Genomic DNA, 12,251 nt, shown 5'->3' with positions numbered 1-12,251 from the left:
AGGCGCTCGGCCTCGCCATGGGCGCTGACGACTATATCTCGAAGCCTTTTTCGCAGCGGTTGCTGATCGCGCGGATCCGGGCGATCCTGCGCCGCGCCGAGTTCAGCCGTACCGACAGCCCGCCTGACGAGCCGGTCGCCGACCCCATCGTGCGCGGCCGGCTGGAAATGGACCCCGCCCGCCACCGGGTCAAATGGAACGGCCGCGACGTCACGCTGACCGTCACCGAATTTCTCATTCTGGAAACGCTGGCCACCCGTCCGGGCGTGGTCAAGAACCGCAACCAGTTGATGGATGCCGCCTATCAGGATGACGTCTATGTCGACGATCGCACCATCGACAGCCACATCAAGCGCCTTCGCCGCAAGTTCCGCGAAGTCGACTCCGAATTCAACGCAATCGATACCCTATATGGCGCCGGCTACCGTTTCTCCGAAGAAGTCTGACGGAGGCGTGGGATGGGGCTGGTCCGGCCGGATCAGCCTGACCCCGCGCATCCTGGCGGTCAACGTGTTCGCGCTTGCCTTGCTGGCGGGCGGTTTCTTCTATCTCGACAGCTATCGCACGCGGATCGTCGACGACCGGCTGCAACAGTCCGCGCGCGAATTGAAGCTGCTTGCCATTGGCCTGGAAAACGCCCCCGCCGACCGGCAGAACGCCCTGATCGCGGCCTATTCCCGGCAGACCGGCGACCGGGTTCGTCGCTATGACCGGGAAGGCCGGCTGGTCGCGGACAGCTTCAGCATGAACGCGCCCCGCTACCGCCTGCGCCTGCCGGAAGAGGAGGAATGGCAGCGCCATGTCGCCCGCTTCCTTGACAAGGCGATCGATCGCGTCGTTTCCGCCGATCGCCCGCCCAATTTCGAGGAGCCGGCCGTCGACCGGGCGCAATCCTGGCCCGAACTCGTGATCGCCCGCAAGACCGGGCAGACGCAGGCGCTCAATCGCTACGCGCCCGATCGCACCTTCATGATTTCCGCGGCGTTGAACGTGAAGGACGGCACCAGCCTGCTGGCGACCGAAAATGCCCGCGACATCACGCGCATCGTCCGGGCCGAGCGCTTTCGCCTGGGCATGGTGCTCGCCGCTGCGGTGCTGGCTTCGGTGCTGCTCTCGCTCTTCCTTGCGCGCACCATCGTCCAGCCGCTCCAGCGCCTGGCCCGCGCCGCGGTTCGCGTGCGGCTGGGCCGGGCGCGCGAAGTCACGGTGCCGCGCCTGCCCGACCGGCGCGACGAGATCGGCATGCTGGCCCGCGCCCTGTCCGACATGAGCCATGCTCTGCGCCAGCGGATCGACGCCACAGATGCCTTCGCCGCCGATGTCAGCCATGAGCTGAAAAATCCCATCGCCTCGCTCCGCTCCGCGCTCGACGCGCTTGACCGGGTCGACAAGCCCGAATTGCGGGAACAGTTGATGGCGATCGCGCAGGATGACGTGCGGCGGCTGGACCGGCTGGTCACCGACATTGCCGAAGCGTCCCGGATCGACGCCCAGCTGTCCCGCACCCGTTTCGAGCCGATCGACCTCGGCCTGCTGATCGAAAAGATGGTCGTTGCCCGCGAAGCGCGCGGCGTGCCGCGGGGCGTGCGGCTGGCCTTTGCCCGGCCGCGCAAGAATGTCGCCGTCGTGCTGGGCGAGGAGCAGCGGATCATTCGCGTGCTCGACAATCTGATCGACAATGCCGTCTCCTTCTCTCCCGAGGGAGGGCTGGTCCAGATCGTTGCGACCGTGGCGGACAGGGAAGTGCTGGTCAGCGTGGAGGATGAAGGTCCCGGCGTCCCCCCGGCAGAGCGCGAGCATGTCTTCCGCCGCTTCCATAGCGTCCGCCCGGAAAATGAGGCGTTCGGAAAGCATAGCGGCCTCGGCCTTGCCATCGCCCGTTCGATCGTCGAGGGACATCAGGGCAAGATCAGCATTGCCGACCGCGAAAATGCCCAGCGCGGCGCCTGCTTCATCCTGCGCCTGCCCATGGCGGTGGAGCGCGATCCCGGCATCGCATCGGAATGAGCGGCGGTCCGGAAACGCGCCTATCGGCGCATGGTGGGCGCCGCCGCGAAATGCGTTCTTCCGCCCATTGCCGGACAGATTCCTGGGGCTGCCTCTAATTGGGACGCACCCGCTCAATTCGATTTTCACGAGCGCCAACAAGAGCTAATATGGCGGCAAAGCGATAAGGCGATATGGCGTCGACACCCTCTTCCGAAACCCTGCACGCGACCAGCGTGGCGATCAATGGCCAGGCCGTGCTGCTCTGCGGCCCAAGCGGCATGGGGAAATCCGATCTGGCGCTGCGGCTGATCGATCGCGGTGCCGTTCTGGTGAGCGACGATTATACCCGCGTGCTGGAAATTGAAGGTCGCCTGTTCGCCCGCGCGCCCGACCGGATCGTGGGCATGATGGAGGTGCGCGGCCTGGGCCTGATCGACGTTCCCCACGCCGACAATGCGCCGGTCGCGCTCGCCGTCGACCTGAGCGACGCGATTGAGCGCATGCCGCTGGACCCCGCGATGCGCCCCATTGCCGGGGTCGACGTTCCGGTGGTGCGGCTCGCGCCGTTCGAGGCGTCCGCGCCCATCAAGGTGGAACTGGCGGTCAGGAATATGGGCTTGAGGAGCGTGGGACCGTCGTGAATCCGGACGCGCCGAAGACCATATTGCTCGTTTCCGGCCTGTCGGGCGCTGGCAAGACCACCGCGCTCAAGACACTGGAGGATATGGGCTGGGAGGTGGTCGACAATCTGCCGCTGGTGCTGCTCGACCGCCTGCTGGACACGCCCATTCCCCATGGCCATGACGAGGGGGATGACCGTCCGCTGGCGCTCGGCATCGATGCGCGCACGCGCGGATTCGACGCAGGCGCCATCGTCCAGCGCATCAAGGCGTTGCGGACGAAATATGGCCATGATGTGGAAACCCTGTTCCTCGACTGTTCGGGCGCGGAACTGGAGCGTCGCTTTGCCGAAACGCGCCGCCGCCATCCGCTGGCCGCCGACCGCCCCGCCGCCCATGGCATCGCTCGCGAGCGCGAACTGACCGAACCGCTGCGCCGCTGGGCAAGCCAGGTGATCGACACCAGCAGCCTGAGCAGCAATGCCTTGCAGCAGGAAATCCGCAACCGTTTCGCGCGGGAAGGGCTGTCGGACCCGGTTCTGACGATCCTGTCCTTCGGCTATTCGCGGGGCGTGCCGCTGAATGCCGACCTGATGTTCGACATGCGATTTCTGCGCAATCCCTATTGGGACGAATCCCTGCGCGCCAGGACCGGCCTTGATCCCGACGTCGCCGCCTATGTCATGGGCGACCCCGCTTATGAGGAGGCGCTGCAACGGATCGAGCAATTGCTGACCCTGCTGCTGCCCCGTTATGCGGAGAGCGGAAAAAGCTACATTACCGTCGCTTTCGGCTGTACGGGCGGGCGGCACCGGTCGGTTCATGTCGCCGAACGTGTCGCGAGATACTTGCAAGACGCGGGCTTTTCGCCCACGGTCTCGCACCGCAATATGGAATCAGCGCCCCAGGACGCCCTGGAGAAGCGCAGACCGGGAGGCCCGAAAGCAATATCATGAAAACAGGTGGGCCACGTAAGTAGATGATAGGACTGGTACTTGTCACCCATGGGGCGCTGGCGACGGAATTTGTCGTCGCGATGGAGCATGTGGTCGGTCCGCAGCAGCAGATCGAAACCATCTGCATCGGTCCTGAAGATGATATGGAGATGCGGCGCGCCGACATTGCGGGCGCGGTCGAGCGGGTCAATGATGGATCGGGCGTGATCCTGCTGACCGACCTGTTCGGCGGAACCCCCTCCAACCTCGCCATTTCGCTGCTGAAAGCGGGCGAGATCGAGGTGATCGCGGGCATCAACCTGCCCATGCTGATCCGTCTGGAAAGCGCGCGCAAGGTCATGGACGTGCGTCAGGCCGTTGCCGCCGCGCGGGAAGCGGGTCAGAAATATATCAGCGTCGCATCGGAACTGTTGGGTAGCACTACATGAGCGAAATCAGCCAGGAAGTCAGGATCAGCAACCGGCGGGGCTTGCATGCCCGTGCCAGCGCAAAATTCGTGACCCTGGCCAGTGGCCTGCCCGCGCAGATCACCGTGCGCAAGGATGGAAGCGAAGTCACCGGCACCTCCATCATGGGCCTGATGATGCTGGGCGCCGCAATGGGCGATTCCATCACCATCAGCGCCACCGGCCCGGAAGCGGCCGATTCGCTGGGCAAGCTGGTCACGCTGGTCGAGGACAAGTTCGGCGAGGAATAAGGCAGATTTGCCGCCGCCAAAACTTTGTTAAGCATCCCCGGGCGATGATCGCCGGATAAGAAAGAGAGTCGCGGGACGCAGGAAACTGCGTCACCTGTTGAGGTGTCTTGGCAAATGCTCGATCCCAAGCTGACGGATGAACCGGCGCGCAGGGCCGCGCTTGATCGCTACGAGGTTCTGGACACGCCGAGGGAACCTGCCTTCGACCGCATCACCGATCTGGTGCGCAGCATATTGGGCGTGCCCATTTCGGCGGTGTCGCTCGTCGACGCGGACCGGCAATGGTTCAAGGCGCTGTCGGGCCTTGATGCCGAGGAAACCCCGCGCGACGTCGCCTTTTGCAATCATACCATTCGGGAGCGCGCGCCGATGGTCGTCACCGATGCCACGGAAGATGCGCGCTTCCGCGACAACCCGCTGGTGACGGGCGATCCCAATATCCGCAGCTATGCCGGTATCCCGCTGGAAACGCCCGACGGCTATAATATTGGCTCGCTCTGCGCGATCGACACCGTGCCGCGCCAGTTCGACCCAGGCCAGATCGCCATCCTGCGCAATCTGGCGGCGCTGGTGGTCGAGCAACTGGAACTGCGCCGCATCGCCGAGCGCGATCATCTGACCGGGGCGCTCACCCGCCGCGCTTTCCTCAATGAAATGAACCGCGCTATCGCCCTGTTCGAGCGCCATCAACGGCCCGCCAGCCTGCTCCTGTTCGACATCGATCATTTCAAGCGGATCAACGACGCGCACGGCCACCCCGCCGGCGATCGGGTGATCCGCGGCATCGCCCAGCTTTGCACCAGTCTCCAGCGGCCCAGCGATTCGCTTGGCCGGCTGGGCGGGGAAGAGTTCGGCATATTGCTGCCCGAAGCGGGCGAGCATGACGCGACCAAGGCAGCGCAACGTTTCTGCGACGCCATCGCCGCGACGGAAATCCCCGGCGCGCCCCCGCTGCACGCCACGGCAAGCTTTGGCGTGGCGGAACTGAGCGGCGACTGGCCGACGGGCGAAAGCTGGCTGGCGGTGGCGGACATGGCACTCTACGAGGCCAAGCGATCCGGCCGCAACCGGATCGCCGTCGCCAGGCATGAAAGCTGCAACGCCACCTGACGCGCCGCCCCCTACCCTTTTCCGCGATCCGTCTATAGAGAGGCCGCTTCGGCAGACATTCAAAAGGCTTGAGACAGGATCGTGGCACGCGAGATCACCGGATTTTCCAACCCGCTGGTGAAGCGAGTCCGCTCCTTGCGCGAGAAGAAGTTCCGCAAGGCCGAAGGGCTGTTCCTCGCCGAAGGGCTGCGCATACTGACCGAAGCGCGCGAGGAAGGCGTGCTGCCCGAAATGCTGTTTCACGCCGGATCGACGCATCCGCTCGCGGTCGACCTGATCGCGGCGATGGAGGCGGCGGGCGGCGACGTCATCGAAACCACGCCCGACATTCTGTCCAAGATCAGCGGCAAGGATAATCCGCAGGCCGTGGTCGGCGTCTATCGCGACCGGCTGACCCCCCTTGCGAAGCTGGACCGCGGCAGGGCCGATATCTGGATCGTCGCCCAGTCGCTGCGCGATCCGGGCAATCTCGGCACCATCCTGCGCACCGGCGATGCCGTGGGCGCGGGCGGGCTGATCCTGATCGACGATTGCGTCGATCCCTTCTCGGTCGAATCCGTGCGCGCCAGCATGGGCGCGCTCTTCACCCAAAGCATTACCCAGGCCCGCTGGGGCGAATTCATGCACTGGCTGCGCGAAGGGCCCGGCGAACTGATCGGCACCAGCCTGAAGGCGACCCACGACTATCAGGAACCCCGCTATCAAAGCCCCAGCTTCCTGTTGGTCGGCAATGAGGCGCAGGGCCTGCCCGAAAGCTATGAGGCCGAATGCGACCTGCTGGTGAAGATGCCGATGCGGGGCAAGGCGGACAGCCTGAACGCGGCGGTCGCCTGCGCGGTAATGGCCTATGAATTGCTCAATCAGAAGCGGGCGAAATAGAATGGCGAGGGGCGAACAGGTGGACGCAAGTGGGATTGGTGCCATATTGCGCCACAAGCGGGTGCTGGCGGCCAGCCTGATCGGCACGGCGGTCGAATTTTACGACTTCTATATCTACGCGACCGCTGCCAGCCTTGTGTTTGGCCCGCTATTCTTCCCCGCCTCCTCCCCCTCGGCGCAGTTGCTCGCCGCCTATGGCAGCCTCGCTCTCGCCTTCTTCGCCCGGCCACTGGGCGCAGCGGTGTTCGGCCATTATGGCGATCGCATCGGCCGCAAGGCGACGCTGGTAACATCGCTGATGCTGATGGGCGGCTCGACCTTGGCGATCGGCTTCCTGCCGACCTATCAGACGATCGGCTGGTGGGCGCCGCTGATCCTCTGCCTCCTGCGTTTCGGTCAGGGCTTCGGTCTGGGCGGTGAATGGGGTGGCGCGGCGCTGCTGGCGGTGGAAAATGCGCCTCCGGGCTGGCGGGCGCGCTTCGGCATGTTCCCGCAACTGGGCGCGCCGGTCGGCTTCATCGCCGCCAATGGACTATTCCTGCTGCTCGGCCTCTTCCTTTCCGACAGGGACTTCTTCGCCTGGGGCTGGCGCCTGCCCTTCCTCGGCAGCGCGGTGCTGGTGTTCCTGGGCCTCTGGATACGGCTCAAGCTCACCGAGACGCCCGAATTTGCCGCCGCCAGGGCAGAGTCGCCCCCTCCCGCCGTGCCGCTCGCGACCCTGTTCCGCAGCCATCTGGGCGCCGCCATTGCAGGCACTTTCGCCTGCGCCGCCTGCTTTGCGGTCTATTATATCGCGACGGCTTTCGCGCTTGGATACGGCACGACGACGCTGAAGATCGACCGGGAAACCTTTCTGGCCATCCAGCTCGGCGCTATCCTGTTTATGGCACTCAGCATCGTCATAGCGGGCTGGTGGTCGGACAGGACAAGCCCGACCCGCGTGCTGGCCGCGGGCTGCATCGGCACGGTGCTGATGGGCATGGTCTTCGGCCCCGCCATGGGCACCGGGCAATTGCTGCCGATCTTCCTGATCCTTAGCCTTGCATTGTTCCTGATGGGCTTCGTCTACGGGCCGCTCGGCGCCTATCTGCCGCACCTGTTCCCCGTGCAGTTGCGCTATACCGGCGCCTCCTTCGCCTTCAACCTCGGCGGAATAATCGGCGGCGCGCTGGCGCCGATCGTCGCCACATGGCTGATCGGCATGCAGGGTGTGGCGCTGGTCGGCCTCTATATGTCAGCGGCGGCGGCTATCAGCCTTGGCGGGCTCTGGTTCACCAGCCGGGATCAGCGACGCACGTCAGATTGAAGCGGTCGCCAAGGCGAAAGCCAGCCGCCCCCGCTCCGTCAGAAGCTGAAATTGATGCGGGCGTAATAATAACCGCCATTGATGCCATAGGGCGTGAAGGACAGGGGCGCGTCCAGCACGCGGGCGCCATCGATCGGGTTGTCGCTTGCGTCATTGGGCGTGGTGGGCGCCTTCTTGTCGAACAGATTGTTTGCGCCCAGGCTGAGCTTGACCGACCGGGTCAGATCATAGCCCACCTCCAGATCGGTGATCGCGGCGGCGGGCACCTTAACGGTCGGGTTGGTGGTTCCGAAGATCACGACCTCCGACGCCTGGCCAAAGACCGTCTCGCGCAGGTTGATGCTAAGGCGGCCCAAGGTGAACAGTGCACCGCCGATGATCTTGTATTTGGGCGAGGCATCTTCGAGAACGGAACGTGCGTCCTCCGCGTAGAGCGCTTCGGGAATGCGTAATCTGGTGATCCTGGTCGAGTTGTAATTGGCCGACAGCGACCAGAGAATGGTGCCCGCGCCGATCGCAGAGGAATAGCTGGCAGTCACATCGACGCCGCGCGTTCGGGTATCGGCGCCATTGGTGAACAGATTGATTCCCGCGTCGCCCACCTGCAACACATAGGGGTCGAGCACATTGCCATGGGCGGCGATCGCGTCGAGCACCGCCTGGTTGACGACGACCCCGCCGGCCAGCCCCTGAATCGAACCCGTCCCCACGATCCGGCCTTTCACCTTCACCTGATAGGCGTCGATGGTGACGTTAAGCTTGGGTACGGGGCGGATGACCAGACCAAGGCTGAGATTCTTCGACGTTTCGGGCTTCAGGTCCTCATAACCCAGCAGCTTGGCGGCAGCCGAATTGGGCGGCAGCTGCACATAGGCGGATGTCGGCCCCACATTGGTCGAAGAATAATATTGCTCCAGCAGCGAAGGGGCGCGGAAACCCGTACTGACCGTGCCGCGCACCGCGAACTGATCGGACAGGTCAACGCGGCTCGTCACCTTCCAGGTCCATCTGGTGCCGAAATCGCTATAATCCTCGTAGCGGACGGCGCCGTCGATCTTCCACATTCCCACCAGGTTCATCGCAATGTCGAGATAGGCGGCCTTGTTGTGACGTTTGTGCTTCCCCGCGTCGGTCGACAGGAAGCCCGGATAGGACTGGCCACCCTCGAAATAGGTGGACGCAAAGTCGCCCTTGCCGATCTGGAAGCTGTTTTCCCGATATTCGCCGCCAAAGGCGAGGTTGAACGGGCGGGCCATGCCGACCTCGATCGCCCTGGCGATATCGATGTTGCTCGTCCATTCCGACGCCTTAAGGAAGCCGTCATAGAAGTTGGACGGGGTCGTGCCGGTATCGATGAACAGCGACCGATTGGCCGAATCGAGCGTGTAGAGCTTCGCATAATCCTGGCCATAGGTCGTGCTGACGTCCCACCGGAAACCCGCCGCCTCGCCCTTGATTCCGCCGGTATTTGAGAAATCATCCTCCTTGATCGCCTGGCGTGGGCTGAAGCCGGTCGCGCTGTAAAGAATTTCCTCGCCCTCTACGCCCAGCACCGGGGAGCGCGAAACGCGCCAGGGCTGGCGGTAATTTTGGTAGGAGCTCGCGTCGCGACGGCCATAGCTGCCAAAGGCGTAGATTTCCATGCCATCGAAATCATGGCCTGCATTATAAACCACGGTCGCGAGTTCGGACCGGGCATCGCCAACGATGCGGTTGGTGCCTGGCGCTCCGGGCAGGCCGATCGCCGCCATGGCCTGATGGGCGGCCGACAGATCGGTGCTGATCGATCCGTCGCGATTATAGATGCCGCGATCCACGCCGCCGCGTTGGGAAAAGTCGTGAAAGCGGTGGAACATGGTGAAATTGAGATAGCTGCCGTCCCCGATGTCTGGCGCGAAGGTGATGCTGCCGGAATAGGTCTCGCCGTCGCCCTCATAATATTGCCCGGCGGTCAGATTGCCGGAAATGACGCCCTTGTCCTCCTTGAGGATGATGTTGATGACGCCCGCGATCGCGTCGGACCCATATTGGGCAGCGGCGCCATCCTCCAGCACCTCGATGCGGCCGATCGCGCCAGGTGGGATCAGGTCGAGGTCGGACGATGCTCCGCCCTGATAGGGACCGCTCAGCACATGCAGGTTGGAGGTGCCGTGACGGCGCCTGCCGTTAACCAGCACCAGCGCGTGATTGGGACTGAGTCCGCGCAGGCGTGCCGCGAGCGTCAGATTGGCGGTGTCGTCGCCAAAGGATTCCGCCGTGAAGGACGGAACAAGCTGCATCAGCACCTGATTGAGGTTCGGCTGCCCCACCTTGGTCAGCGTGTCGCTGTCAAGGACCTTGATCGGCGCAGCACTCTCCATCGCGGTCACGCCGACGGCGCGGGTGCCGGTGACGATGATGGCCGCGTCTTCATTGGCCGATGCAGCTTGCGAATCGCTCTGAGCGAAAACTGTCGGACAAGATGACAGCCCGACAACCATGGCGGCACGGGAAACCAAATTCCTGTTAGTCATGAATCCGCCCCCCTGGCCTGTAATGAAGAGAGCCTGTCCTAGACGGAATTTTCCGCTATTATTACCCCTGTTCCACCCAATGACTTCCAGAGATGTTCGCCCCAAGTCAGACCAAAAGGGTGTGACCGTTGGAAATATTGAGTAATCCCTGGAAGCGGAGCGCTGCCATAAAACCGCCATCAGAGAAATTCGCATTTCTGCTGCGGCGCGAAATCAGGACTGGCAGATCAATCCGAGCGCTTGCGGAAATAACCGCCAAGCCTTTAAAACCAAAAGAAAAAGGCGGCGCCCCGATGGGGCACCGCCTGTATCCTTTTACAACTGTCAAGGACAGTTGCGCGGGAATTATCCCTCGCTGCGCACATCGCGGCGCTCGGCGATGCGAGCGCGCTTGCCGGTGCGGCCGCGCAGATAATAGAGCTTCGCACGACGCACCACGCCGCGACGGACGACGGTGATGGAATCGATGTTCGGCGAATAGAGTGGGAAGACGCGCTCCACGCCTTCACCAAAGCTGATCTTGCGCACGGTGAAGTTGCTGCCCATGCCCTTGTTCGAGCGGGCGATGCAGACGCCTTCATAATTCTGGACGCGGCTGCGGTCACCTTCGATGACCTTCACGCCGACGCGCAGCGTGTCACCCGGACGGAATTCCGGAATATCCTTGGCGAGAGCCGCGATGTTTTCGGCCTCGATCTGCTGGATCAAGTTCATGACTTCAAGTCCTGTTTTTCGCGTTGCGCGCCAGAGGGCGACTGGTCCCGAACGCCGATATGGCGTTCCCAAAGGTCCGGCCGCCTTAGCCGAGTATCATCTTCCGCCCTTTGTTTCCGCCAGGCGGCGATCTTCGCATGATCCCCCGATCGCAACACTTCAGGGATCGTGCGCCCTTCCCATATGACGGGCCGGGTGTAGTGCGGATATTCGAGAAGGCCGCTTTCGAAGCTCTCTTCATCCCCACTGGAAGCGGCGCCCATTACCCCAGGAAGCAGGCGGATGCAAGCATCCAGCAGCATCAGCGCACCCATCTCTCCGCCGGAGAGGATGATGTCGCCCATGCTGATCTGCTCGACCGGGCGAGCCTCGAAAATACGTTCGTCAAAGCCCTCGAACCGGCCGCACAGGATGGTGGCGCCGGGACCGGCGGCAAGTTGGCGGATATGCCCTTGCGTGATCGGCGCGCCGCGCGGCGTCATCGCGATGACAGGCAGGTCCGGCGCCTTGTCCAGCGCGTGATCGATAGCGCGGGCAAGGATGTCGGCGCGCAGGACCATGCCCGCGCCACCGCCCGCGGGCGTGTCGTCCACGGTGCGATGCCTGTCCGTCGCAAAGTCGCGGATGTGGACGGGATCGCAGGTCCATTTCCCCTCGGCCAGCGCCCGCCCGGCCAGCGACACGCCCAGCGGCCCCGGAAACATCTCCGGGTAAAGAGTCAGAATCTGCGCGCGAAAGCTCACGCCCTGCGCACCTTGAGCCATGCACCGGCCATGCCGCCCAGCAACGACACCCCGCCGCCGAGCATCAGAGCGATCCCGATTGCGCGCAACAGATCGGCAAAGGGCCGCTCAGGCTGCATCAGGGCGGGCAGCAGAAACAGCATGGGAATGGGCATGACGAGCGCCACCGCTGCACCTGCCTTCAACCCGCGCGACCAGTTCATGGAGAAGAGCCGCCAGCCTGCGGCGACCATCAGCAGCAGATAGAGCGCGGCGAGAATTTTGGGCATGCGCGCGCTCCGCCGTCAGACCGCGAAGGCGGCTTCGATGACAACCCGCTCATCCGCAATCGTCACCGCATGAATCGGCGCCATGAAGCGCTTGCCGGTCGGTCGCTCGACCTCGATGATATCGCCTGCGCCGAAGTTCTCGACCGCGACGATGTTACCCAGCCCTTCGCCGTCGCTGGAGAAGCAGGGCAGGCCGATGAGGTCGGCATGATAATATTCGCCTTCCCCCAAAGGAGGCAGGGCAGAACGCGGCACGGTCAACTCGATCCCGCGCAGGGCTTCGGCGGCGCTGCGGTCGCCAATCTCCGCGAAACGCGCAACGGCACCGTTGGGACCGGGGCGCACCGACTTGAGGGTCAGCACGCGCCCCGCCGCATCGAAGCCCTTGTAGGATTTGAGCGTTTCCACGCCCTCCCCGAAGAGCTTCAGACGGACCTCGCCCGTCACCCCATGCG

The 12,251-nt window shown here is 63.9% G+C and carries 14 protein-coding genes; 9 read left to right on the top strand and 5 right to left on the bottom strand.

Annotation, left to right across the window (positions count from 1 at the left end; genetic code table 11):
- The 9 genes from ACFC3J_RS19600 to ACFC3J_RS19560 form a co-directional block, all read left to right on the top strand.
- On the top strand, positions 1–446 hold a 446-nt coding region (locus ACFC3J_RS19600; protein WP_375197731.1), incomplete at its 5' end, for a winged helix-turn-helix domain-containing protein.
- On the top strand, positions 412–2,007 hold the full coding sequence (locus ACFC3J_RS19595; RefSeq protein ID WP_375197730.1) for a stimulus-sensing domain-containing protein: 1,596 nt from the start codon (positions 412–414) through the stop codon (positions 2,005–2,007). The genes ACFC3J_RS19600 and ACFC3J_RS19595, both read left to right, overlap by 35 nt.
- Before the next feature lie 173 nt (positions 2,008–2,180).
- Positions 2,181–2,630, top strand: a complete 450-nt coding sequence (locus ACFC3J_RS19590; RefSeq protein ID WP_375197729.1) for an HPr kinase/phosphorylase — start codon at positions 2,181–2,183, stop codon at positions 2,628–2,630.
- The gene (gene rapZ / locus ACFC3J_RS19585; RefSeq protein ID WP_375197728.1) at positions 2,627–3,565 is read left to right on the top strand and encodes an RNase adapter RapZ; all 939 of its coding nucleotides are present in this window, start codon (positions 2,627–2,629) and stop codon (positions 3,563–3,565) included. Before ACFC3J_RS19590 ends, rapZ begins: the two co-directional genes overlap by 4 nt.
- Positions 3,566–3,588: 23 nt before the next feature.
- Positions 3,589–3,993 carry a PTS sugar transporter subunit IIA gene (locus ACFC3J_RS19580; RefSeq protein ID WP_192665690.1) on the top strand — a complete coding sequence of 135 codons (405 nt, stop codon included), beginning with the start codon at positions 3,589–3,591 and terminating at the stop codon, positions 3,991–3,993.
- Positions 3,990–4,262 (top strand): HPr family phosphocarrier protein, encoded by a 273-nt coding sequence (locus ACFC3J_RS19575; protein ID WP_020818371.1) that lies wholly within the window; start codon positions 3,990–3,992, stop codon positions 4,260–4,262. Before ACFC3J_RS19580 ends, ACFC3J_RS19575 begins: the two co-directional genes overlap by 4 nt.
- A gap of 114 nt (positions 4,263–4,376) precedes the next feature.
- Positions 4,377–5,372, top strand: coding sequence for a diguanylate cyclase (locus tag ACFC3J_RS19570; RefSeq protein WP_375197727.1), 996 nt, complete (start codon positions 4,377–4,379; stop codon positions 5,370–5,372).
- Positions 5,373–5,453: 81 nt separating this feature from the next.
- Positions 5,454–6,251 (top strand): TrmH family RNA methyltransferase, encoded by a 798-nt coding sequence (locus ACFC3J_RS19565; protein ID WP_375197726.1) that lies wholly within the window; start codon positions 5,454–5,456, stop codon positions 6,249–6,251.
- Position 6,252: 1 nt separating this feature from the next.
- The gene (locus ACFC3J_RS19560; RefSeq protein ID WP_375197725.1) at positions 6,253–7,557 is read left to right on the top strand and encodes an MFS transporter; all 1,305 of its coding nucleotides are present in this window, start codon (positions 6,253–6,255) and stop codon (positions 7,555–7,557) included.
- A 38-nt stretch (positions 7,558–7,595) separates the two neighbouring features.
- Here the strand turns inward: ACFC3J_RS19560 and ACFC3J_RS19555 are convergent, their stop codons facing one another.
- From ACFC3J_RS19555 to rimM, 5 genes are all read right to left on the bottom strand, one after another.
- Entirely contained in the window at positions 7,596–10,070 is a 2,475-nt protein-coding gene (locus tag ACFC3J_RS19555) for a TonB-dependent receptor plug domain-containing protein (protein ID WP_375197724.1), read from the bottom strand.
- A 345-nt stretch (positions 10,071–10,415) separates the two neighbouring features.
- Entirely contained in the window at positions 10,416–10,784 is a 369-nt protein-coding gene (rplS, locus tag ACFC3J_RS19550) for a 50S ribosomal protein L19 (RefSeq protein WP_375197723.1), read from the bottom strand.
- Entirely contained in the window at positions 10,781–11,527 is a 747-nt protein-coding gene (gene trmD / locus ACFC3J_RS19545) for a tRNA (guanosine(37)-N1)-methyltransferase TrmD (protein ID WP_375197722.1), read from the bottom strand. The genes rplS and trmD overlap by 4 nt, the downstream gene beginning before the upstream one ends.
- The gene (locus tag ACFC3J_RS19540) at positions 11,524–11,796 is read right to left on the bottom strand and encodes a hypothetical protein (RefSeq protein ID WP_375197721.1); all 273 of its coding nucleotides are present in this window, start codon (positions 11,794–11,796) and stop codon (positions 11,524–11,526) included. The genes trmD and ACFC3J_RS19540 overlap by 4 nt, the downstream gene beginning before the upstream one ends.
- A gap of 15 nt (positions 11,797–11,811) precedes the next feature.
- On the bottom strand, positions 11,812–12,251 hold a 440-nt coding region (gene rimM / locus ACFC3J_RS19535; protein ID WP_375197720.1), incomplete at its 5' end, for a ribosome maturation factor RimM.

This window comes from Sphingobium sp. (assembly GCF_041987595.1).
Taxonomy (GTDB): domain Bacteria; phylum Pseudomonadota; class Alphaproteobacteria; order Sphingomonadales; family Sphingomonadaceae; genus Sphingobium.
Note: the sequence above shows the minus strand (reverse complement) of the source record. Positions and strands in the feature narration are given on the sequence as shown.

Coding starts and splice junctions, on each gene's coding strand:
- ACFC3J_RS19595 (WP_375197730.1), top strand. CDS start 412: ATGGCGCCGGCTACCGTTTCTCCGAAGAAGTCTGACGGAGGCGTGGGA.
- ACFC3J_RS19590 (WP_375197729.1), top strand. CDS start 2,181: ATGGCGTCGACACCCTCTTCCGAAACCCTGCACGCGACCAGCGTGGCG.
- ACFC3J_RS19580 (WP_192665690.1), top strand. CDS start 3,589: ATGATAGGACTGGTACTTGTCACCCATGGGGCGCTGGCGACGGAATTT.
- ACFC3J_RS19575 (WP_020818371.1), top strand. CDS start 3,990: ATGAGCGAAATCAGCCAGGAAGTCAGGATCAGCAACCGGCGGGGCTTG.
- ACFC3J_RS19570 (WP_375197727.1), top strand. CDS start 4,377: ATGCTCGATCCCAAGCTGACGGATGAACCGGCGCGCAGGGCCGCGCTT.
- ACFC3J_RS19560 (WP_375197725.1), top strand. CDS start 6,253: ATGGCGAGGGGCGAACAGGTGGACGCAAGTGGGATTGGTGCCATATTG.
- ACFC3J_RS19555 (WP_375197724.1), bottom strand. CDS start 10,070: ATGACTAACAGGAATTTGGTTTCCCGTGCCGCCATGGTTGTCGGGCTG.
- rplS (WP_375197723.1), bottom strand. CDS start 10,784: ATGAACTTGATCCAGCAGATCGAGGCCGAAAACATCGCGGCTCTCGCC.
- ACFC3J_RS19540 (WP_375197721.1), bottom strand. CDS start 11,796: ATGCCCAAAATTCTCGCCGCGCTCTATCTGCTGCTGATGGTCGCCGCA.